Source organism: Candidatus Nitrosopumilus sp. (assembly GCF_029882185.1).
Lineage (GTDB): Archaea > Thermoproteota > Nitrososphaeria > Nitrososphaerales > Nitrosopumilaceae > Nitrosopumilus.
Map to the genome: position 1 here is coordinate 38,481 of NZ_JAOULD010000007.1, position 19,027 is coordinate 57,507.

Annotated in this window: 25 protein-coding genes and 1 tRNA gene; 8 read left to right on the forward strand and 18 right to left on the reverse strand. The window is 33.1% G+C overall.

The annotated features are described in order from the left end of the window. Window positions 1-32: 32 nt before the first annotated feature. Complete coding sequence (locus tag OEW78_RS03600) at window positions 33-185, reverse strand: hypothetical protein (RefSeq protein WP_300324187.1); 153 nt, start codon at window positions 183-185, stop codon at window positions 33-35. Window positions 186-221: 36 nt separating this feature from the next. Then, window positions 222-1,256 (reverse strand): alcohol dehydrogenase catalytic domain-containing protein, encoded by a 1,035-nt coding sequence (locus tag OEW78_RS03605; protein ID WP_300324190.1) that lies wholly within the window; start codon window positions 1,254-1,256, stop codon window positions 222-224. A 73-nt stretch (window positions 1,257-1,329) separates the two neighbouring features. Here OEW78_RS03605 and OEW78_RS03610 point away from each other — a divergent pair, with 73 nt between their 5' ends. Together OEW78_RS03610 and OEW78_RS03615 are read left to right on the forward strand one after the other, a co-directional pair. Then, entirely contained in the window at window positions 1,330-1,563 is a 234-nt protein-coding gene (locus OEW78_RS03610) for a hypothetical protein (protein WP_300324193.1), read from the forward strand. A gap of 39 nt (window positions 1,564-1,602) precedes the next feature. Beyond that, on the forward strand, window positions 1,603-3,630 hold the full coding sequence (locus OEW78_RS03615; RefSeq protein ID WP_300324196.1) for a thioredoxin domain-containing protein: 2,028 nt from the start codon (window positions 1,603-1,605) through the stop codon (window positions 3,628-3,630). On the opposite strand, the gene OEW78_RS03620 is transcribed toward OEW78_RS03615, so the two are convergent. Beyond that, window positions 3,627-3,947 (reverse strand): hypothetical protein, encoded by a 321-nt coding sequence (locus OEW78_RS03620; RefSeq protein WP_300324199.1) that lies wholly within the window; start codon window positions 3,945-3,947, stop codon window positions 3,627-3,629. The two genes, OEW78_RS03615 and OEW78_RS03620, sit on opposite strands and share 4 nt — an antisense overlap. Before the next feature lie 320 nt (window positions 3,948-4,267). Beyond that, entirely contained in the window at window positions 4,268-4,609 is a 342-nt protein-coding gene (locus OEW78_RS03625) for a hypothetical protein (RefSeq protein WP_300324203.1), read from the reverse strand. Between the two features lie 72 nt (window positions 4,610-4,681). Between OEW78_RS03625 and OEW78_RS03630 the strand changes: the two genes are divergently transcribed. Then, entirely contained in the window at window positions 4,682-5,143 is a 462-nt protein-coding gene (locus OEW78_RS03630) for a hypothetical protein (RefSeq protein WP_300324206.1), read from the forward strand. A gap of 10 nt (window positions 5,144-5,153) precedes the next feature. Here the strand turns inward: OEW78_RS03630 and OEW78_RS03635 are convergent, their stop codons facing one another. From OEW78_RS03635 to OEW78_RS03660, 6 genes are all read right to left on the reverse strand, one after another. Further along, window positions 5,154-5,843 (reverse strand): hypothetical protein, encoded by a 690-nt coding sequence (locus OEW78_RS03635; protein ID WP_300324209.1) that lies wholly within the window; start codon window positions 5,841-5,843, stop codon window positions 5,154-5,156. Then, window positions 5,840-6,130, reverse strand: a complete 291-nt coding sequence (locus tag OEW78_RS03640) for a hypothetical protein (RefSeq protein ID WP_300324212.1) — start codon at window positions 6,128-6,130, stop codon at window positions 5,840-5,842. Before OEW78_RS03640 ends, OEW78_RS03635 begins: the two co-directional genes overlap by 4 nt. A gap of 33 nt (window positions 6,131-6,163) precedes the next feature. Beyond that, window positions 6,164-6,397: an Lrp/AsnC ligand binding domain-containing protein gene (locus OEW78_RS03645; protein WP_300324215.1), complete on the reverse strand. Its 234-nt coding sequence runs from the start codon at window positions 6,395-6,397 to the stop codon at window positions 6,164-6,166. A gap of 45 nt (window positions 6,398-6,442) precedes the next feature. After that, window positions 6,443-7,747, reverse strand: coding sequence for a DEAD/DEAH box helicase (locus tag OEW78_RS03650; protein WP_300324218.1), 1,305 nt, complete (start codon window positions 7,745-7,747; stop codon window positions 6,443-6,445). Window positions 7,748-7,848: 101 nt separating this feature from the next. Then, window positions 7,849-8,634, reverse strand: coding sequence for a DsbA family protein (locus OEW78_RS03655; RefSeq protein WP_300324221.1), 786 nt, complete (start codon window positions 8,632-8,634; stop codon window positions 7,849-7,851). A 75-nt stretch (window positions 8,635-8,709) separates the two neighbouring features. After that, window positions 8,710-8,783 (reverse strand) — tRNA-Thr (locus OEW78_RS03660). Between the two features lie 124 nt (window positions 8,784-8,907). Between OEW78_RS03660 and OEW78_RS03665 the strand changes: the two genes are divergently transcribed. Together OEW78_RS03665 and OEW78_RS03670 are read left to right on the forward strand one after the other, a co-directional pair. Further along, a complete protein-coding gene (locus OEW78_RS03665; protein ID WP_300324223.1) occupies window positions 8,908-9,132 on the forward strand; it encodes a hypothetical protein in 225 nt (74 codons plus the stop codon). Window positions 9,133-9,213: 81 nt separating this feature from the next. Beyond that, the gene (locus OEW78_RS03670) at window positions 9,214-9,765 is read left to right on the forward strand and encodes a pyruvoyl-dependent arginine decarboxylase (protein ID WP_300324226.1); all 552 of its coding nucleotides are present in this window, start codon (window positions 9,214-9,216) and stop codon (window positions 9,763-9,765) included. Here the strand turns inward: OEW78_RS03670 and OEW78_RS03675 are convergent, their stop codons facing one another. Next, a complete protein-coding gene (locus OEW78_RS03675; RefSeq protein WP_300324265.1) occupies window positions 9,766-10,914 on the reverse strand; it encodes a hypothetical protein in 1,149 nt (382 codons plus the stop codon). Window positions 10,915-11,058: 144 nt separating this feature from the next. On the opposite strand from OEW78_RS03675, the gene OEW78_RS03680 reads away from it, so the two are divergent. Beyond that, window positions 11,059-11,625: a hypothetical protein gene (locus OEW78_RS03680; protein ID WP_300324229.1), complete on the forward strand. Its 567-nt coding sequence runs from the start codon at window positions 11,059-11,061 to the stop codon at window positions 11,623-11,625. Between the two features lie 118 nt (window positions 11,626-11,743). On the opposite strand, the gene OEW78_RS03685 is transcribed toward OEW78_RS03680, so the two are convergent. Beyond that, window positions 11,744-13,516: a M3 family oligoendopeptidase gene (locus OEW78_RS03685; protein ID WP_300324231.1), complete on the reverse strand. Its 1,773-nt coding sequence runs from the start codon at window positions 13,514-13,516 to the stop codon at window positions 11,744-11,746. A gap of 214 nt (window positions 13,517-13,730) precedes the next feature. Between OEW78_RS03685 and OEW78_RS03690 the strand changes: the two genes are divergently transcribed. Continuing rightward, window positions 13,731-14,663 (forward strand): TFIIB-type zinc ribbon-containing protein, encoded by a 933-nt coding sequence (locus tag OEW78_RS03690; RefSeq protein WP_300324234.1) that lies wholly within the window; start codon window positions 13,731-13,733, stop codon window positions 14,661-14,663. Between the two features lie 4 nt (window positions 14,664-14,667). Further along, window positions 14,668-15,228, forward strand: a complete 561-nt coding sequence (locus OEW78_RS03695) for a TATA-box-binding protein (protein ID WP_179360338.1) — start codon at window positions 14,668-14,670, stop codon at window positions 15,226-15,228. A 38-nt stretch (window positions 15,229-15,266) separates the two neighbouring features. On the opposite strand, the gene OEW78_RS03700 is transcribed toward OEW78_RS03695, so the two are convergent. From OEW78_RS03700 to OEW78_RS03725, 6 genes are all read right to left on the reverse strand, one after another. Continuing rightward, window positions 15,267-15,521, reverse strand: a complete 255-nt coding sequence (locus tag OEW78_RS03700) for a UBP-type zinc finger domain-containing protein (RefSeq protein WP_300324239.1) — start codon at window positions 15,519-15,521, stop codon at window positions 15,267-15,269. A 1-nt stretch (window position 15,522) separates the two neighbouring features. Continuing rightward, window positions 15,523-16,062 carry an inorganic diphosphatase gene (locus OEW78_RS03705; protein WP_300324242.1) on the reverse strand — a complete coding sequence of 180 codons (540 nt, stop codon included), beginning with the start codon at window positions 16,060-16,062 and terminating at the stop codon, window positions 15,523-15,525. Window positions 16,063-16,152: 90 nt separating this feature from the next. Continuing rightward, window positions 16,153-16,584: a hypothetical protein gene (locus tag OEW78_RS03710; RefSeq protein ID WP_300324245.1), complete on the reverse strand. Its 432-nt coding sequence runs from the start codon at window positions 16,582-16,584 to the stop codon at window positions 16,153-16,155. 55 nt (window positions 16,585-16,639) lie between these two features. Next, the gene (locus tag OEW78_RS03715) at window positions 16,640-16,771 is read right to left on the reverse strand and encodes a hypothetical protein (protein WP_300324248.1); all 132 of its coding nucleotides are present in this window, start codon (window positions 16,769-16,771) and stop codon (window positions 16,640-16,642) included. A gap of 89 nt (window positions 16,772-16,860) precedes the next feature. Beyond that, window positions 16,861-17,112 carry a hypothetical protein gene (locus OEW78_RS03720; protein ID WP_300324251.1) on the reverse strand — a complete coding sequence of 84 codons (252 nt, stop codon included), beginning with the start codon at window positions 17,110-17,112 and terminating at the stop codon, window positions 16,861-16,863. Between the two features lie 1,002 nt (window positions 17,113-18,114). Further along, entirely contained in the window at window positions 18,115-18,759 is a 645-nt protein-coding gene (locus tag OEW78_RS03725; protein ID WP_300324253.1) for a hypothetical protein, read from the reverse strand. Between the last annotated feature and the right edge of the window lie 268 nt (window positions 18,760-19,027).

Here is a 19,027-nt window from a genome sequence, read left to right on the forward strand (position 1 = left end):
GATAATCTAAAATAATTTTAATATATGAATTGTTATAAAAGATCCTCATCAATTTCTTGGATAGGATCTAAATATTGCTGACATGTACATGATGGAATCTGACATTTCCCTGCTTTCATTAACGAATTACTTTTTTCATTGTTGCTATGTGCTTCATTTGTATGATGGCATCGATTACAATTCATATCAAAAACCGGTTTCACTGATATTTAAGCCCAATATTATGGAATTAGAACTGCCCTAGCTTCTATTTCTGAATCTTTTAGTTTTTTGAGTGCTTCATTTGCTTGTTCTAGTGGAAATATCTGGGAGATTACCTCTAATTTTTTTTCATCACAAATTTTTATGACCTGCTCCATGTCTTTTGTTGAGCCTATCAATGTTCCACGAATTGTTTTTTCCTCAAATGCCATAAACGTTGGATTTTTCCCTACTGTTGCAATTACAATCAGCCCTCCTTTTTTTACTGATTTAATTGCAGTATCAGTTACAATATCAGCTGGTGCAAAGACAATCGCCGCATCTAAGAGACCGTGTTTTTCTTTTAACTTGTCTAGAAACTCTTGTTGATCTTCAGAAAAAACTATTGCATCTGTTGCCCCTAGTCTTTTTGCAACGTCTAGATGTTTCTGAGATCTAGAAAAAGCAATAATTTTGCAATTTTCTACTTTGGCAAATTGTACTGCCATATGACCTACTCCTCCAATTCCGAAAATTCCGATTTTTTTATTTGGTTTAGGTTCTGCAGCTTTTACTGCTTTGTATGATGTAATTCCTGCACAAAATAACGGAGCTGCATATTCTGCTTTCATGTTGTCTGGAACTTTTGTCGCAAAGTCCTCCGTTACTGTAACATATTCTGTATATCCCCCTTTAGTTGATTCTCCTAGGATTATTGATGATTCACAGAGATACTCTTTTCCTTCTTTACAGTATTGGCATTCCTGGCAAGCTTCTAACAATGGAGTGATTCCTGCCCTGTCTCCGACTTTGAATTTTGTGACATTGTCTCCGATTTCAACTACTTTGCCCACAACTTCGTGTCCAGGAACTGTTGGGAGTGCTGGCGGAATTCCGATATTTTGCCAATCTCCTTCTATTCCATGTAATTGTGAATGACAAACTCCGCAGGCTTCGATTTTAATTAGAATTTCATTGGGTCTTTTAATTTCATGTCTGTCAATTTGGGTTAGTTTCAATGGATTGGTCTCAATTTTTGCGCATTTTTCAAGTACCATTGCGCGCATTTTTTCCATGATTTAAAAAATTATTTGTTGAATTTTAAGATTCGCTCATTAGAAAAATAAAGGACTATCACACAATTCCATTATGGCTGAAATTACGGATGAAGATCGTGAAAGGGTAAAACTGTTGCAAATAGTGACAAGTTCAAAACATGAATTCAAAAAACTTTCTTTAGAACAATTAAAAAGATTACAAGAATTAGTTGAAAAAAAAGATTACAGTCATGATAAAAAAGCTCACAAATCCAAAGTAAAATTACTTGGAAAAATCAATGTTAGAATTTATGAGTTAACTGAAGGCAAGGGAATTTGGGGATAATCCAATTAGGTACAAATATCATAACGAATATGATCATTTGTGGTAAAAAATCATCTTGCGTCTGAAACAAGTCCATATCTCCTTCAGCATGTAAACAATCCTGTTGATTGGTATGGTTGGAATGAGGAATCATTAAAAAAAGCAAAAGATGAAAACAAGCCAATCTTTCTTAGTGTTGGATATAGTTCATGTCATTGGTGCCATGTCATGGCTCATGAGTCGTTTGAAAATCAAGATGTTGCTGAATTTATGAATGCAAATTTCATTAATATCAAAGTTGATCGAGAAGAACGACCTGACATTGATGACATATATCAAAAAGTCTGTCAGATTGCAACAGGTCAAGGAGGTTGGCCTTTGAGTGTTTTTCTTACTCCTGATCAAAAACCATTCTATGTTGGAACTTATTTCCCAGTTCTGGATTCTTATGGACGTCCAGGGTTTGGAAGTATTTGCAGACAACTCTCCCAAGCTTGGAAAGAAAAACCTAAAGATATTGAAAAATCTGCCGAAAAATTTCTTGGCGCATTAGATAAAGCCGAAACGATTCAAATTCCATCAAAATTAGAAAGGGTTATTCTTGATGAGGCTGCAATGAATCTATTTCAATTGGGAGATGCAACATATGGTGGATTCGGTTCTGCTCCAAAATTTCCAAATGTTGCAAATGTTTCTTTTCTTTTTAGATATGCAAAACTTACTGGATTAACCAAATTCGCCGAATTTGCGCTCAAAACCCTCAAAAAAATGGCAAATGGGGGAATATTTGATCAAATTGGAGGTGGTTTTTCTAGATATTCTACTGATGCAAAATGGCTAGTTCCACATTTTGAAAAAATGCTTTATGATAATGCTTTGATTCCAGTAAACTATGTTGAGGCATTTCAAATTACAAAAGATCCTTTTTACCTTGAAGTTTTACAAAAAACTCTAGATTTCGTTTTACGTGAAATGACTTCTCCTGAGGGTGGGTTTTATTCTGCATATGATGCTGATTCTGAAGGTGTTGAAGGGAAATACTATGTATGGAAGAAAAGTGAGATCAAAGAAATTCTTGGGGATGATGCTGATTTGTTCTGCCTATACTATGATGTAACTGATGGTGGAAATTGGGAGGGAAATAATGTCTTGTGTAATAATCTGAACATATCTACAGTTGCTTTTAATTTTGGGCTTTCTGAAACTGAGGTTAAAAAAATAATTAATTTATGTTCTGAAAAATTATTAAAAGCTCGTTTTTCTAGGATTCCTCCTGGATTAGATGACAAAATTTTAGTTTCTTGGAATTCTTTAATGATCACTGCGTTTGCAAAAGGTTATCGTGTTACAGGCGATATGCGATATCTAAACGCTGCAAAAAACTGTATTTCTTTTATTGAAAACAATTTACTTTCTGATGATAAATTATTACGAACATACAAAAACAAAACTGCAAAAATTGATGGATATTTAGAAGATTATTCTTATTTTATCAATGCATTACTTGATGTGTTTGAAGTTGAACCTGATGAAAAATATCTGCAACTGTCTTTGAAATTAGGTCATCATTTAGTTAATCATTTCTGGGATTCTGAAAATAACAGTTTCTTTATGACTTCTGATGATCATGAAAAATTGATTATTCGTCCAAAGAGTAACTATGATTTGTCTTTACCTTCTGGAAATTCTGTATCTGCTTTTGTCATGCTTAGATTGTATCACCTGTCACAAGACCATGCTTTTCTGAAAATTGCTACGAAAATTATGGAATCTCAGGCACAAATGGCTGCAGAAAATCCCTTTGGCTTTGGGTATTTGCTAAATACAATTCTAATGTACGTTGAAAAACCTACTGAAATCACCCTCATTAACACTGAAAATTCCAAAATATGCGAATCACTTCTTTTGGATTATTTGCCAAATTCTATTTTAATAACTATTCATAATGCTTCACAATTGGAGAATCTTTCAAAATATCCTTTCTTTGCAGGAAAATCTTTTGAAGACAAAACAACTGTTTTTGTTTGTAAGGATTTTGCTTGTTCTTTACCCCTTTACACTCTTGATGAAATTCAATCAAATCTTTAGTTCTTTTTTAAATCCACTTCGATGATATTTCCGACTTGTGGTCTTCCCATGTTGTCATATCTTGACTTTGGCATTGCAATTGTGATCTGAGTCTGCTGATATGATTTGATATTTACTGTTGGCTGTGCTTGTAAAATTGCTTCTAATAATGGCATTACTTGCTCTTTAGTTTCTGAATCTAGTTTTTTTGAAACGTTCTCAATTATCATCTGTTTTTGAGATATTGGCTCAGTTGAAATATTTTCAATCAAAGTTAATTGAACCATCTGACCGTTATCTACTATTTGTGTAATTTTAAATTCATTTGTGTCTGGCATGTGAAATGATCTGTTTCCTGATGATTTATCTTTAACGAATTGAAAAATACAATGCAACTACTGCTGTGACTACTGCTGCAGATACTCCTAACCCAAAGATTATTTTGCTTCCATCCACTTTCATAATTTTTACTAAAAATAGTTGGAATTAAACCCTGCTGATTTTCTTCATTTTTAAAATTTATTCACTGATGATTTCTACGTAAGTGTTTTAATAGAAAATTTGCTATGTCTATTATCGCATACTAACTGTATTCATACACCTGCGATAGTACCGCGTCCAACAGGAGTCATAAAGAGTGTCCATTTGGGCACTCTTTTTAATTAAAATCACTGTCTGTCTGATTTTCATGCTCTTCTTCTTTCTTATGTGTCTCTGGTTTTGGAGGATCAAGGATAGCTTTTTTGATTAATGCCGCACGCTCTTTTATTATCTGATTAAATTCTCTCATGTCGTCTAGCCCTGGTGTCTGTTGTTGATTTTGATATGCTTGTAAAAATCCAGAATATACACATCCTGTGATTATTCCAAATGCTGTATCTGGAACTGATTCTATTTCAGGAACAAAGTTTTCTGCTATTTGCTTGTAAGATTCTGATTCATTAATGTAATAGTCTACTAGGCTGTCTATGAAATCTCTATTTTCCTTTGAAATTGCCATCTGTTTTTTCTTAATTTCCTAGTTTATTTAATTGTCTTTGATTAATCGTTTATTTATTCATAAATCGGTTTGATGGTGTTGTGGAAATTAGAATCAGATGAAGGTTTTTTTCGAATATATGATTCAAAAAAACTCATTGCAGGATATTTTGATCCTGATTATGGAGATGTTTTCTCAAAAGATAACTCTGAAGAAATTATTTCGTCTATGATAAAAAATCATGAAAAGATCTCAGGTGGACTCTTGATGATTCCCTGTGTAAAATTTCGATTATTTGATACTGATTTGGATACCTCTTTGGAAAATGTAGAAGCGCAAGTACTACGGGTGAATGCTCATTTACAAAAATGGAAGAATTTCCTATCTGAAACTAATCGTCAATCTCATTCGATCCGAATATCCCATACTGATCAGGACATGTTAACCATCACATTTCCAATAGTTTTTTCAAAACCCACTCCTCTTGAAAAATTATCCTTACTTGAGGAACTTTTCGAAACTTTGGAATTGTTGCAAAAATCTAGTTTGCTGTGATCCTGTTTGTTTAAGGAAGGTGGTCTTTTTTCCATTTTTCAGCTTCATTTATGCAGTTAAACCACTTGACTTCTATGTTGTCTGAGTCAAATTCATTTACTTTATTTTTAAATTCGATGTCACATTTGTTTTTCATATTTTCTGAAATCTGAATTACTTTTTGTTTGAGAACATTATCTGGTGGAGAAAATTTGTCATCTTCATTAAATTCTACTATTCCTGATTTAGCTAGCTGAAATTCAACCAATCCTAAATTTTCATATTCATAAGCTTCTTGAATTTGTGTATCTGATCTTACTTTTGCTGATTCATCCCCTGTTGAAATCCATTTGATATATTCAATATCGCTTTTTAATTGAGTCTCAGATGAAATCTTGAACAATTCTACAGAACTTTCAAATAATTTTGATGGTGACAACTGATCATATTTGGAAATGATTTTTTCAAATTCTGTTACATGTTTGTCATAGTATTCCAACAATTCTTCTTTAGTAATATCTCCTTCATCCCATTTGATTTTTTCAGAATAAAATTTTGTTTGCAATTCTGCAACGTCTTGTTGAATTTGTGCTAATTCGTTACCGAATTGAAATCCTTTCTGCTTGGTCTGTTCTGCTGAATAGTTGTATGCAATTATTGATAAAATGATTATAATTCCTATTATGGCAATTGTGATGTTTTGTATTTTGTTTTTTTTCAAAGATAATCTATGTAATTCCCATTCTCGTCTAACTTTAATTCAATTGTTAATTCTGTACCGCTGATAAAAGAATCGTTTCTTGTAGTTCTCACTCTTCCTACTACCAACTCATATGGCCAAATTTCTACAACTATTGAACCGACTTTGGCAGTTGGTGTCTCTGTAATTTCCATATCTTCACGTTTAACGCCATGTCTTTCAAGCATGTGTATGGCATGATCTAAAAGTGGCTTTGGATTATTGTAATTTAACACCCATACTGGTGCTTCGTAATCAATTTTCTGCAATTTGAAACAATCCTGAATTTACTCATATAACAATTATTCGGGAACTATTACATTTAATGTCATTGTACTTACAACTCTGGATAGTTTTCTAATAGTTGAAATGACTTTTTCAAATTCCTCTTGATTGTCTGTCTTTACTTCTGCAATTACATCATATGCACCAAAAGTTAGATATGCGTTAGTAATGTCTTGCATTTGCTTTAATTCATCAACGATGTATTCCTCGGCTCCCAGATCACAATTTAATAAAATGAATCCTTTATGCATTGTCTGTTTATGATTATGGAGTTCTTGTCTTTAAGTTTTCTAGTGTTACCATCTACTGCGTCCGCCGTAGCTATTTCTATTACTGTCTGAGTCTCTTCTTTTTCGAGTTCTGTCATCTCTTGGATTGCTGCCTCTGTCTGATCTTCTATATCCTCCTCCTCTAGAATAATTAGATCTGGATTGGCCTCCATATCTTCTTGATGGGGTTTGTCTTTTCAGTGGATCTGGAATTGAAATTTGTATTCCCATTTCTTGATTTAAATCTCTAATTGGTACTTTGATTTGGCGCTTGATTAGATTCCAATCTCCTACTGATGAATATGATACAAATGTAACGGCTTTACCTTTTGCACCTGCTCTGGCGGTTCTTCCAATTCTATGAAAGTATGCCATCTCTTGATTTGGTACATCATAATTAATCACTAATTCTACTCTTGGAACATCTATTCCTCTTGATGCTACATCTGTTGCTACAAGAATGTCTGCTTTACCACTTCTGAATTTTCCCATTGATTGCTCTCTTCTATGCTGTGACATGTCACCTTCAATAGCAACTGCATTGAATTTTTCTTGATGGAGGAATTTTGCCACATCACGAGTTCTGTATTTTGTAGAACAAAATACTATGCTTTGACCTTTTGTTGGTTTTATGAAATCAAGTAGGTATTTGAATTTGTCTCTGTCTTTAATCACTAAATATGATTGGTCTATTCCTTCTCCGCTGAGATCATCTGCATCTAACAAGAATTGTTTTGGATTCTTTAGATATTCCTCAGACAATCTCAAAATTTCTGTTGGCATTGTTGCTGAAAATAATGCCATCACTCTGTCTTCTGGGGCTAAATCCAAAATAAATGAAATATCGTCCACAAATCCCATATCTAACATGGTATCTGCTTCATCTAGAACAATATGTGAGATATCTCTGAGTTCTATTGATCCTCTTTTGAGATGATCTATCAATCTACCTGGTGTTGCTACTACAATTTCAACTCCTCTATGGAGTACATCTAACTGAATTCCCATTCCTTGTCCTCCGTAGACTGTAGCTATTTTGATTCCTGTATATTTTCCAAATTTCTTGATTTCATCGCTGATTTGCATTGCAAGTTCTCTTGTAGGTGCCATTATCAATCCCTGAATTCCTTGTTTGGGTTGAATCTCTTGCAACATTGACAATGCAAATGCTGCTGTTTTTCCAGAGCCTGTATGAGCTTGTCCCACTACATCTCTACCTGAAAGTAACACTGGAATTACTGCTTCTTGAATTGGGAATGCTTCTTCAAAGCCTTGATCAGTAATTCCTCTTAGTATCTCGTCGCTTAATCCTAAATCTTGAAATTTTGTCATTTTGTTTTTTTCTCTTTGGCAATGACGAAAAAGCTCATTGCCCACTCGTCATTATTCTGATACATGATCCCACCTTATGTCTAATAAACGCTTGTTATTCTTTATGCATCCAATTGAGCATCAATGATTTTTTTGAAACTCTCAAATGGCTGGGCTCCTTTTAATTCAACATATCCTACAATATCATTTCCAACAAAGAATCCTGGTGTTCCTGAAACTCCGTATTCTCTTCCATCATCAAGATCTTTTTTAATTTCTGGAATGAATTTTCCACTAGAAAGACATGAATCAAATTCTTCTTGATCTAATTTCATATCTGTTGCATATTGATTGAATAATGATAATGCATCCACAGTATCTAGTTTATTCCATTCGTTTTGTTTTTCAAACAATGTATCATGCATCTCTCTGAATTTTCCTTGTTCATTTGCACATTCAGCTGCAACTGATGCAGGTAATGCATTTGGATGAATGCTTTGTATTGGAAAATCTCTAAAAACCAATTTTACTTTTCCTTGTTCGATATATTCTTCAAGAATTAACGGTAATGTCTGGGTATGGAATCTTGCACAAAATGGACATTGAAAATCTGAAAATTCCACAATTGTAATTGGAGCGTTTGGATTTCCTATGATGGGATCATCATCTGTTGAAATTTTTACAGGTGCTGATGGTTGTTTTGTGGGCAATTGATTTTGCAATAATTCTAATTCTAATTTTGCTATTGCATCATCAAGATCTTCTTCTGAAATTTGATTGAAATTTGATGTATATGATCCTGCAAAGAATGCTGCAACTCCTACTAAGATAATTATCATTACTATCATTCCATTAAACGTAGATTTCTTCACTGATACTTTTTGATTAGGTTCTTCCTCAAAACTCATTTCAATTCATTGAACATTCAGCATACTTAATCGTATTGCCAAATTTTGGCTAAAGACCGATTTAAAAATTTGAAAAGCCAATGACGGGATCTGAACCCATGACCTATTGATTACAAATCAATTGCTCTACCAGGCTGAGCTACATTGGCACGAAGTAAAATGAAATTTTTGACGGTTTAAAGTGTTACCTGTGGTTCATTTCAAAATGATCTTTATTCGAAAATCGCTAAATTCGCCGTCAATTTATAATAATCCTATATTTTGATACCTCATATGAGATACATCGAACCTACTAGAGTCAAGGTTTTGATGATGATGTTTTTTGCAACTGGTTCTATTGGTATTGTTATTGGGTTATCTCCAATTGCTGGACCTCAACAAACTCTTATGGTTACTTTTATGGGTGTGATAAACATAGGGCTGGGTGCGTTCTTTACCTTCATTCTCTTGACTCAGATTCAGAAAGAACCTGATAAAAGAAAGAAAAAGAAAAAATGATTAATTCTATATCTCATTTGAAAATGCTTTTGTCATGTCCAATTAAAGTATAAATAATAACTATCTTTCATGAATTCAGAAATGCTAGATCTAGTTGCAAAGAATTTGTTTCTTACTAAAGGCAAAGGCGTTCATGAAGACAGATTGACTAGTTTTGAATATGCATTACGTGATGCAGGAATTGCAGGAACTAACCTTGTTTTAATTTCCAGCATATTTCCTCCAAAAGCAAAACTAATTTCTAGAAAAGAAGGGTTGAAAAAAATTTCACCTGGGCAAATCTTGTTTACTATTTATTCTAAAAATCAGACAAATGAACCTCATCGAGTATGTTCTGCATCTGTGGGTCTTGCTCAACCAAAGGACAAAGCACGATATGGATACTTGTCTGAATATGAGGCATTTGGACAAAATGAAATTCAAGCAGGAGATTATGCTGAAGATATTGCAGCACAAATGCTTGCATCTTCTTTAGGAATTCCTTTTGATGCTGATAAGGCATGGAATGAAAAAAGGCAGCAATGGTTAATTTCTGGAGAAATCTACAAAACTCATAACATTACTTCAGCTACTAAGGGTGACAAAGATGGAAAATGGACGACCGTCTTTGCAGCAGCTGTTCTTTTATTGTAATTATTTTTTGTATCCTTTAAGATAAAATAAAGCAGCAGCTATTGCAACTATTGTAATTATAATTACAACTAAAATTGATTCGTCAAATTCTTGTTTTTCTTCTAACATGCTATCTCCACCAAGTGAAAATTTTAATTCGTTACTGCTCACGGTTGTTTCTTTACCGAAAATGTATTTTCCTTGAATCATCTGTCCTTCTTCAGGATCAAAAACCCAGCCTTTTTTTGTAATGTCTATTGGAATTTTTTCATTATCTATTATCTGAGTTGGAATGATATTTCCTCTCACATCTGAAATGTTTGTGTTTTCAGATGAAAGAATTGCTACTTGAACTATTGAATTTAGAGGGTAAAATCCTGTTGAGAAATACTCTGATCTTTTCAGTTCATTTGTCTTTAACAATTCTAGTGGATTGATTTTATCGATACTTGGTGCGATTTCAGAATATGTTGTTGACACTCTTAATTGAAGCAATGATTTACTGCCTGATGGGATTATGGAAAATGTCATTTTTGCATTTTCATCTGTTGAAAGATTTTTTGCTGCATCATAAAATCCTCCCGAATCTCTGATGGTTTTTGGAATTAAAATTGCTGAGATTTTTTCATACATTGAATCGGTGTCTTCCATAGGCATGGTATATGCTGCAGAAACTGTTCCTTTGCCTGAAACCACTCCTGATGTTTGCAGTGCTGTATTTGTTTCATCGCTGGGCTGAATAAACGTAGAATGCAATTTTGCTTTTGTATCAAAAATGTCGTTTATCTCATCAATAAATTGCTCTGATATTTTCAATGTTGAATTTTGAATTTTTAAAAAGTTGGTATCTTCTGGATTTCTTTTTACATTAATCAAAATACATGATTCCCCATTAACCCCTAGAACACATTTGTCTTGATTTGTAATTATGACTGCTGAAATATTTTCATTTTCTCTAATTCTTTGTTCTAATTCTGTTGGAATTTTAATTTCTTGAATGCTAGTACTTTGTAATGTGATTGATGATGTTACAATTTGTGTAATTCTTTTATCTATGATAACTTGTGCCGTCTCCTGAAATGTTGCAAGGCCTATTTCTTGGGAATATGCATAATTTACTGAAATTCCGACTAATGCAATAATTGCAAAGAAAATAATTTTTTGCTGCATAGGCTGTGTTTCTATATGTGAAATTATTAAATTTACTCCTGTTTTGTCTATGTCTTGTTTCTCAACTTGATCCTTCTTCATTTTTTGTAAAATACGTGATATCTGGTAACTAATATTTCCCATTAATCCAATTATCTGGATAGTATGGCATTAATTCCTGTTCTAGTGGATCTTTTTCTTCATCCTGTAATTCAACTAGTTGCCGTTTTGAGTGCATTTGGTATTGGATTGTTTCAAGGAATAATTCTCGGTAGGGCCATACTTGTCAGATTCCCACGTTTACAAAATCGTGTTAAAACTGTCTCTGTTACAATGTTTATTCTATTTTTGACCAATGCAATTTTGAGTGTTCCTCGCTTTGCTTCTCCTGAAAAAATTACTCTTTCAAATCTGTCTGCAAGCAGTCCTGGCGAAATCATATCTTCACTTTTTTTAATTTTTGGAATGAATACTGGCTTTTTGACAGTGTTGGCAATATCTGTGACCGTCATGAGTTTTGTCATTTTGAAATTCACAAATCTTACTGGTATAACAAAAGGATTTGTTTTCTTTTTCAGTGCCCTTTTGTTGATATTGACTGCTGTGAGTAGATTCACTGATCTCACTCCTAGCACTTTTGAAGTTTTACTGTATTTTCTTTATCAGTTAGGAATTACTATTGGAATTTTGGCAGGCTCTATCAGAAAGATAAAGCCTAAGAAATTAGACTAAATAATTTCAAACGTTTAAATCAGATCATCATTGTATTTGAAATGACATCGAATTCAAACCGTTCGGGGAACAAGCTGGCAGTCCATGCGTTGGACTGTCAGCCCCATTTATTCTAAAACTAGTTTAATGAAGATAGTGTCTTTACTTGGTCTCTGACATAATCAAATCCTTCTTGCCAGAATTTTTGACTAGATATATCAAATCCATATTCTGAAAGAAGTTTTTCTGGTTTCTTTGAACCTCCTGCTGCAAGAATGCTGATGTATGCTGGAACAAAGTCCTTTCCTTCTTTTTTGTATCTTTGAAATAGAGACAGAGCTAGTAAGTTACCAAATGAATATGCATAACAGTAAAACGGTGTGTGATAAAAATGAGGAATACAACTCCACTCAATTGCAAAGTCATCTGTTAAACTAATAGAATTTCCAAATTGAACTTTGAGATTATTCAAATATGTTTTTGATATTTCATCTATCGTTGTACCTTCTCCTATCTGTTTATGAGCGTCTACTTCAAATATTGTGAAAAATGATTGTCTCAGAATTGTTGCATATAGATCATCTATTTTCTCTGATAGCATCACTTTCTTTTCATTATCTGAAATTTTGTTAGACAAATTATCATACAATAATAATTCCGAAAACGTTGATGCTGTTTCTGCTAGAGGCAATGGTGCATCTTGAACAAGAATTGACCTATCTTGTGCTGCTTGACTATGCACAGCATGACCTAATTCATGTGCCAGAGTAAATACGTCTCTGGATTTGCCTGTAAAATTTACCAATACATAAGGCGTGATTTTTGGCGAAAGCGTACTGCAAAATGCTCCATCTCGTTTTCCATGTCTTACTTCTGAATCGATATGGTTCTCATTGAATACCTTTCCAGCATATTCTTCTAGCGTGCTGCTGAATTTTCCCAATGATTCAAAAACTAATTTTACTGATTTGTCATATGAATAATTTTTCTCTTTGATGTTTGCTGCTGCAGGTGCATACAAATCATACCTTCGTAATTTTTTCATGTTTAGCATCTTTGCTTTTTGAATGAAAAATTTCTGAAAAACAGGCGAGTTTCTTTTACATACTGCAAGTAATGATTCTATAGTTTTATCATCTACATCGTTTCCTATGTTTCTCATTGAAATTGGTGACTTGTATCCTCGAATTTCAATACCCTCATCTTTCCAATTAAGAACTATGTTCTGATATATTTCTCCAACGACTCCTTTGTTATCAGAATATTTTGAAAGAATAGTTTTGTATGTTGTCTCCCTAATTTTTGGATTGTTGCTTCTAACATAATTTGTAAGTTCTTCTCTTGTCATTACTTTTGTTTTATTCCCAATTTTCATTTTATATTCAAAAGAATTAGTAATCTTGTCATACAGTTTTACAAGTGCAGATATTCCGGTCACATCTAACGTGTTTATGATTCTCTCTTCTGGTTCACTTAATGCATATTTTGCAAATAGTCTTTTATGTGAAAGATACTCTGTAATTTCTCCTGCATCTTTCATTAGTCTTTTTGCATTTTTATCATCGACTTGGGTTTTCCACCACAAATCAAAAAACAAAATTTTATTTGATATTTCAGCACCAAGCTTAGACATTCTTGTCATTAGAGATGTTGCTTCGTCTGATTGTGTGTCTGAAGAATATGATAATGATGCATACCCTCCAACCTTATTCATGTTTTCAGAAATTTTCTCAATTTGATGAAGTATATTCATGAATTGCTTGGTTGACATTTTAGGATCTAATTTTGATTTGATCTTTTCAAAATTCTTTGCCTGGTTTTCTAATTCTCTAACTTGCTTTTGAAATGCTGGACTTTTTGGATTTTTTACTAGTTTTGTGAGATCCCATTTACCCAACTGATATGATGACATCTGAATTTGCTGTTTTGTAACTATTAAAAAATGAATATGTGTATTGTGGGTATTATTCTAAAAATTCTTGTTTTTGGTGTTTTTTGAGACTTTTTACCATCAAGTTGTAATTTTCAAAAATTTTGTTCCTAAAATTTGGACTCGATCTATTTCCAAAAAGTCACAAAATAAGTCGTTTATATAGGAAATCAATAGCATAAAAGAAGTAATCTTTATGGTTTTAGAAATTATCAACGCTGATTCGACATGTGGTCGTTGTGGAAAAAATTCTATGTTGACTGATAATGTAACTGGTGAAAGATTCTGTGGTAAATGTGGCTATGTAATCACTGAGACCCTGCAAGACTCTGGACCTGAATGGAGATCATTTTCAAAAGAAGGCGGAGCAGATCCGACTCGAACTGGAGCTCCTACATCCCTTGCAATGCATGATAGAGGACTTGCAACTATTATCAGTCCCATGAACAAAGACTCTTCTGGCAAACCTCTGACATCTACTATGAAAAGCACTATCGAAAGACTAAGAACTTGGGATAGTAGAAGTAAAGTAAATGCATCTTCAGACAAAAATCTCAGACAAGCATTAAGCGAATTATCCACATTAAAAGATAAACTCTCATTATCTGATGCAGTAATTGAAAAAGCATCATACATTTACAGAAAAGCACTAGAAAAAGGTCTTGTAAAAGGTCGTTCCATATCTGCATTAATTGCAGCTTCTCTTTATGCGGCATGTAGAGATACTGAGACTCCTAGAACTCTAAAAGATGTTTCAGATGCAGGTAACATTAAGAAAAAAGATATCTCAAGGTGTTATAGAATTTTACATCAGGAATTGGAGCTAAAAATGCCTGTTGTGGATCCTGTTCAATGTGTTGCAAGAATTGCAAGCTCTATTGGAATTACTGAAAAAACAAAACGTTATGCAGTTAAAGTACTCAAAGATGCACAAGCTCATGAGGAATCTGCAGGAAAAGATCCTATGGGATTAGCAGCTGCAGCATTATACCTTTCATGTGTTAAAAATGGTGAAGATAAAACTCAACGAGATATTGCAGAGGCTGCAAATGTAACTGAAGTGACAATTAGAAATAGATACAAAGGCTTGAGATTAGACCAAAATATGGATATGGTGGGAGGAAAATGAGAAAATGACTCAAACAAAGCCTGTAATTGCAATTGTCAATGTTGTTGCTTCTGCAACAATTGAACAAAAATTAGATTTGGTAGATATCACTAAAAAATTCCCTGCAGTTGAATATCATCCCGAACAATTTCCTGGTGCTGTATTTAGACTGAAAAATCCTAAAACTGCAACATTACTTTTTGGTTCTGGAAAGATGGTGTGTACAGGTGCAAAATCACAAGAACTGGCTGAGACTGCTGTGTTTGAGGTAGTCAAAATATTACGAAAAGGAAAAATCAAAATTAAAAACGATCCAATAGTGTCAATACAAAATATTGTATCTTCGATTAATCTTGGAGGCAAAGTCAATTTGGAGCAAGCCGCTAGAACATTACCTAGAAGTATGTATGAGCCAGAACAATTCCCTGGGTTAATCCATAGAATGCTTGATCCAAAAACGGTAATTCTCATATTTGCATCTGGAAAATTAGTTTGTGTGGGAGCAAAATTAGAAAAAGATGTTCATCGTTCTGTAAACCAAATTCATGCTTTGCTTGAAGAAAAAGGTTTAATGGTTTACGATTAGACTTTAATCTAAATTATTGAATCTCGAACATATTTAAATTAATAATATTTTTCATGAATATAACACCACTTCCAAATATTTTCTGGAACTGCTCGCATTACTGGATGTCCTGTTTCTTCAAAATGTTTTGTTGCATGTTTTCCAATAGATGAATCACAACAACCCACATGTCCACACGTTAAACACATTCTTAATGCAACAACTGGAAGATGTTCTTTTTCGCATTCTTCACAACTTTCTGTATTTTGAGACACCTTTTTTTCTTGGGAAAAATGCTCGCATTCTTTTGCCATGCTAATATTTTTTCAAAGTATCTTTGTATCTTTTTATCGATTCGATGATTACTGTTTTAGCTTCTTTTGCAGATTTCCATCCTATGATTTCTACTTTCTTTCCTTCCAAATCTTTGTAAACTTGGAAAAAGTGTGCAATTTCTGAACGATAATGATCTTCGATATCGGTAATGTCTGCAGTGTGTAGGTATCTGGGATCATTAGTTGCAACACAAATGATTTTGTCATCTAATTTTCCATCGTCCTTCATTTGAAGTAATCCTATTGGTCTTGCTTCAATTAAAATTCCTGGATATGTGGGGTTTGTAACTAATACTAGTGCATCTAATGGATCACCATCATCAGACAATGTCTGAGGAATAAGACCATAATCTCCTGGATAATGAAATGGTGAAAACAATACTCTGTCTAGTTTTATCATGTTGTGTTTTTTGTCGTATTCATATTTGTTCATGGATCCTTTGGGAATCTCCACAATGGCATTAATGATTTCGGGAATGTCTGTGCCTGGTTCTATGTCGTGCCAAAGATTCTTACTCATTTTCTAGCTCTTGGTTTGTATGTTCAGTATATGAATTCTATGAAAAAATTGTTCTTTTTTAGAAAATAGGTGTGTTTGGTAAGATGTTGATTATGCAAAATCACTCGTATTTGGAATGACTTTGTATATTTTTACAGTGTATTCTCCCTCAAACACATTTACAAATTCTCCTGTGTTGGAATCAAGATTTCTGACTCTGAATTTGTATTCATAAGAGCCATCTCCTTTTGCATCCACTTGTGCAAAGTGAACGGGATCCTCTCCTTTGTAAAATTGAATGATTATCGGATATCTTTCAGCTACGTCTGATGCCTCCCCTTTGACAAATCCCCATGGGAGTTTATTGTCTAAAGGAACATTCATTGTAGTAATTGTTTCTTCTAAACTGACTTTTTCATTAATTGGTGTTACAGTAATTTGATTGATCTCAGCAGATATCTCTCCTGGAATTAACATTACTCCAAATATTGTCATAACTGATGCAATTAACAAGACATCTGTTTTTACATTCATTTCATTCATAGTATTTCAAAGTCATTTAAAAAATTTATTACTAATTTATTCCAGTTTGACTGGATTATGGTAGTTCTTCCTCTAAATCACAACATGCTTTGTGAACCCATTGCTCTTTACTATTTTTTAGAATTTCTTTGCCTGTTTTAATGACATCGCCACATTCTGAGCATTTTCCATTAAATCTGGCCTTCATACCATTTTTGACATTTCTATCTAATTTTAATCAGGTTATTGACTAAATTTTGATTTTGAGATGCTTTGTAGCCCGAATTATGCCTAATTCTACTTTTTTGTCATATTCCCATGTGACATTTCTTGTTTTGGTCTTCTTTCTAGCATGAAAGTGTTATTTTCTGTCTTTGAAATCAAGGCCAAACACTCCTTTTCCCCCCTATCATATTTCTCATGATTTTTTACAAAATCTTTGATGGCCTTGAATATCATGTATGTGTCTAGATTTTCCTTATTCTTAAGAATTGTATCTATGAGGATTTCCTTGTATGTTTCTACTATCTTCCTTTGGTAAATGTTCATAAGATTATTTCGTCTTTTAGATTTTAATCATTGCTATTTCTTTATACTAAAATGAACTTTTGTTATTTTGGACATTTTAACAATTTAATTTTTGAAATAACATGCAGATGGTAATGTATGAAAATATGTAAATTTTAGTTTGGTCAAACAGGAGCCTGTTAGCATAAAACAACAGATGATTCTATCTGTACCTCTGTGGGCTAATTTCTATGCTTTTTACCATGTCTAAAAATTGGGAATATGTATTGCAAGAAATTTTGTTTTATTATCTGGTCTGTTGTCGCGAGTTGCTTCCGCCCTGATTCCTTGATAGAAAAGTTCCAATGGGTTCTCTGTCGTTTCCATCAAATCATTATCGTTAATCTTGATCTTCAATGTTGCAAGTCATGCGTGGTGGACCGTAATAAAGAACATTATTGTAGTGGACCGGATGGGAATTGACACTGTGGTGTCTCTTTTTTCTGTTCCATTGTGCCTAGAATTTGGTTTGATTTTAGTTTATTGAGATGATTGTTGATTATTTGGACAATTTAGATATTGGAACTTAGCAGATTCGAACCTGATATGATCTGCTGAATCTATTTTCATCCCTAAAACAATATCTGAATCCCCGTGAAGTTAAATCGAATCTTTTTCTAACTACAAAAAAGGTTCAGGCCTCTAAAGACCCGACACCATTGAGAAAATTTTTCTAATTGTGCCTGATTTCAGGCATGATGACAGTCAAAAAGACCCTGAAACTAATTGATTTTCTAATTGAATATGAGGCTAGGATGTACAATGGAATGAGTGATCCTACAAAATCCTGGAATATTGGAGATGATAGTTTTAGCAAATTAGTAAAGACCTTTCAGACTGTCATAAAGACAACATCCAAGTTTTGAATATTATCAAAAATGAACTAATTCCAAACTGTAAGCATCCAAAGAAGATGAGAGATAAAACTGCTGATGGGTAGTTGTATTGTATGAACTGTAATTCTGATCTTTAGGGATTAATATTTTAAATTAACATGAATCTTCTTGATGGGAAATAAAATAATTTTGTTCTCCACCATGAACTTTCAAAATTTGGTCTAAGTTCTGAATCAACATCTGCATCTATTCCTTCTTGTGCAGAATCATGCCATAATGTATAATCCAAAAAATCTTTTGGACCCAAATTACTCATAGGTCCAATTTTTACAATATGTGCAATATGATGTAATGATGATAATGCAGCAAGAGCGTTTAGAAAATTGTTTAAAGTACATTTTTCTAATCCTTCAGGCATGCTATGTTTTACTGTGGTATATGCTAACCACCATTCATTTTGTTTTTTTGTTTTTTTGAATGGTTGTAATATCTTGTTATTTTCTTTTAACATAACTTCTTGGTTTACTAACATTCCTTTAGAATCTAATTCTTTAAAATAATCTAAAAAATAATAATTCCTACTCTTTTTATGTTTGAATCCCAATTCTTCAGAAAGAATTTTTGACATTGATTCTATTTGGGGCCCAACTTCCAACATCATTGTTGCTAATTTTGGTGATTTTATTTTCCAATCATTTGAATGATAGGGAACAAATTCGTTAAAATGTATAAAGGAATTTTCTGTTGCATCATATAGTTTTTTCATTTGATATAATTTTTTGATAAATTGCAATCTTAACAATTATTCTTCTATAACATATTAACGATTTTGATACTGATTTTGTACCTATTTTCCTCAAATTGTTGCTGAATACTCTAAGTTAAGACATAATAGATTCCATGTTTTTGAAGATGATATGAACATATTATTCTGTGTTTTCTTATCGTTTTGTATTTCATTCTTTATTGTTGGTAATGTATATGCCGAAGAGGATGATGTATTGAAGGTAAAATTAATTGAAGATCCTTCTAGTCCTATTCCTACAATATTGGCTGTCCTT

Excerpts from the sequence above, each read along its gene's own strand:
- OEW78_RS03600 (WP_300324187.1), bottom strand. The coding sequence starts at position 185 with ATGAATTGTAATCGATGCCATCATACAAATGAAGCACATAGCAACAAT.
- OEW78_RS03605 (WP_300324190.1), bottom strand. The coding sequence starts at position 1,256 with ATGGAAAAAATGCGCGCAATGGTACTTGAAAAATGCGCAAAAATTGAG.
- OEW78_RS03610 (WP_300324193.1), top strand. The coding sequence starts at position 1,330 with ATGGCTGAAATTACGGATGAAGATCGTGAAAGGGTAAAACTGTTGCAA.
- OEW78_RS03620 (WP_300324199.1), bottom strand. The coding sequence starts at position 3,947 with ATGCCAGACACAAATGAATTTAAAATTACACAAATAGTAGATAACGGT.
- OEW78_RS03625 (WP_300324203.1), bottom strand. The coding sequence starts at position 4,609 with ATGGCAATTTCAAAGGAAAATAGAGATTTCATAGACAGCCTAGTAGAC.
- OEW78_RS03630 (WP_300324206.1), top strand. The coding sequence starts at position 4,682 with ATGGTGTTGTGGAAATTAGAATCAGATGAAGGTTTTTTTCGAATATAT.
- OEW78_RS03645 (WP_300324215.1), bottom strand. The coding sequence starts at position 6,397 with ATGCATAAAGGATTCATTTTATTAAATTGTGATCTGGGAGCCGAGGAA.
- OEW78_RS03650 (WP_300324218.1), bottom strand. The coding sequence starts at position 7,747 with ATGACAAAATTTCAAGATTTAGGATTAAGCGACGAGATACTAAGAGGA.
- OEW78_RS03655 (WP_300324221.1), bottom strand. The coding sequence starts at position 8,634 with ATGAGTTTTGAGGAAGAACCTAATCAAAAAGTATCAGTGAAGAAATCT.
- OEW78_RS03665 (WP_300324223.1), top strand. The coding sequence starts at position 8,908 with ATGAGATACATCGAACCTACTAGAGTCAAGGTTTTGATGATGATGTTT.
- OEW78_RS03670 (WP_300324226.1), top strand. The coding sequence starts at position 9,214 with ATGCTAGATCTAGTTGCAAAGAATTTGTTTCTTACTAAAGGCAAAGGC.
- OEW78_RS03675 (WP_300324265.1), bottom strand. The coding sequence starts at position 10,914 with ATGCAGCAAAAAATTATTTTCTTTGCAATTATTGCATTAGTCGGAATT.
- OEW78_RS03680 (WP_300324229.1), top strand. The coding sequence starts at position 11,059 with ATGGCATTAATTCCTGTTCTAGTGGATCTTTTTCTTCATCCTGTAATT.
- OEW78_RS03685 (WP_300324231.1), bottom strand. The coding sequence starts at position 13,516 with ATGTCATCATATCAGTTGGGTAAATGGGATCTCACAAAACTAGTAAAA.
- OEW78_RS03690 (WP_300324234.1), top strand. The coding sequence starts at position 13,731 with ATGGTTTTAGAAATTATCAACGCTGATTCGACATGTGGTCGTTGTGGA.
- OEW78_RS03695 (WP_179360338.1), top strand. The coding sequence starts at position 14,668 with ATGACTCAAACAAAGCCTGTAATTGCAATTGTCAATGTTGTTGCTTCT.
- OEW78_RS03700 (WP_300324239.1), bottom strand. The coding sequence starts at position 15,521 with ATGGCAAAAGAATGCGAGCATTTTTCCCAAGAAAAAAAGGTGTCTCAA.
- OEW78_RS03705 (WP_300324242.1), bottom strand. The coding sequence starts at position 16,062 with ATGAGTAAGAATCTTTGGCACGACATAGAACCAGGCACAGACATTCCC.
- OEW78_RS03710 (WP_300324245.1), bottom strand. The coding sequence starts at position 16,584 with ATGAATGAAATGAATGTAAAAACAGATGTCTTGTTAATTGCATCAGTT.
- OEW78_RS03715 (WP_300324248.1), bottom strand. The coding sequence starts at position 16,771 with ATGAAGGCCAGATTTAATGGAAAATGCTCAGAATGTGGCGATGTCATT.
- OEW78_RS03720 (WP_300324251.1), bottom strand. The coding sequence starts at position 17,112 with ATGAACATTTACCAAAGGAAGATAGTAGAAACATACAAGGAAATCCTC.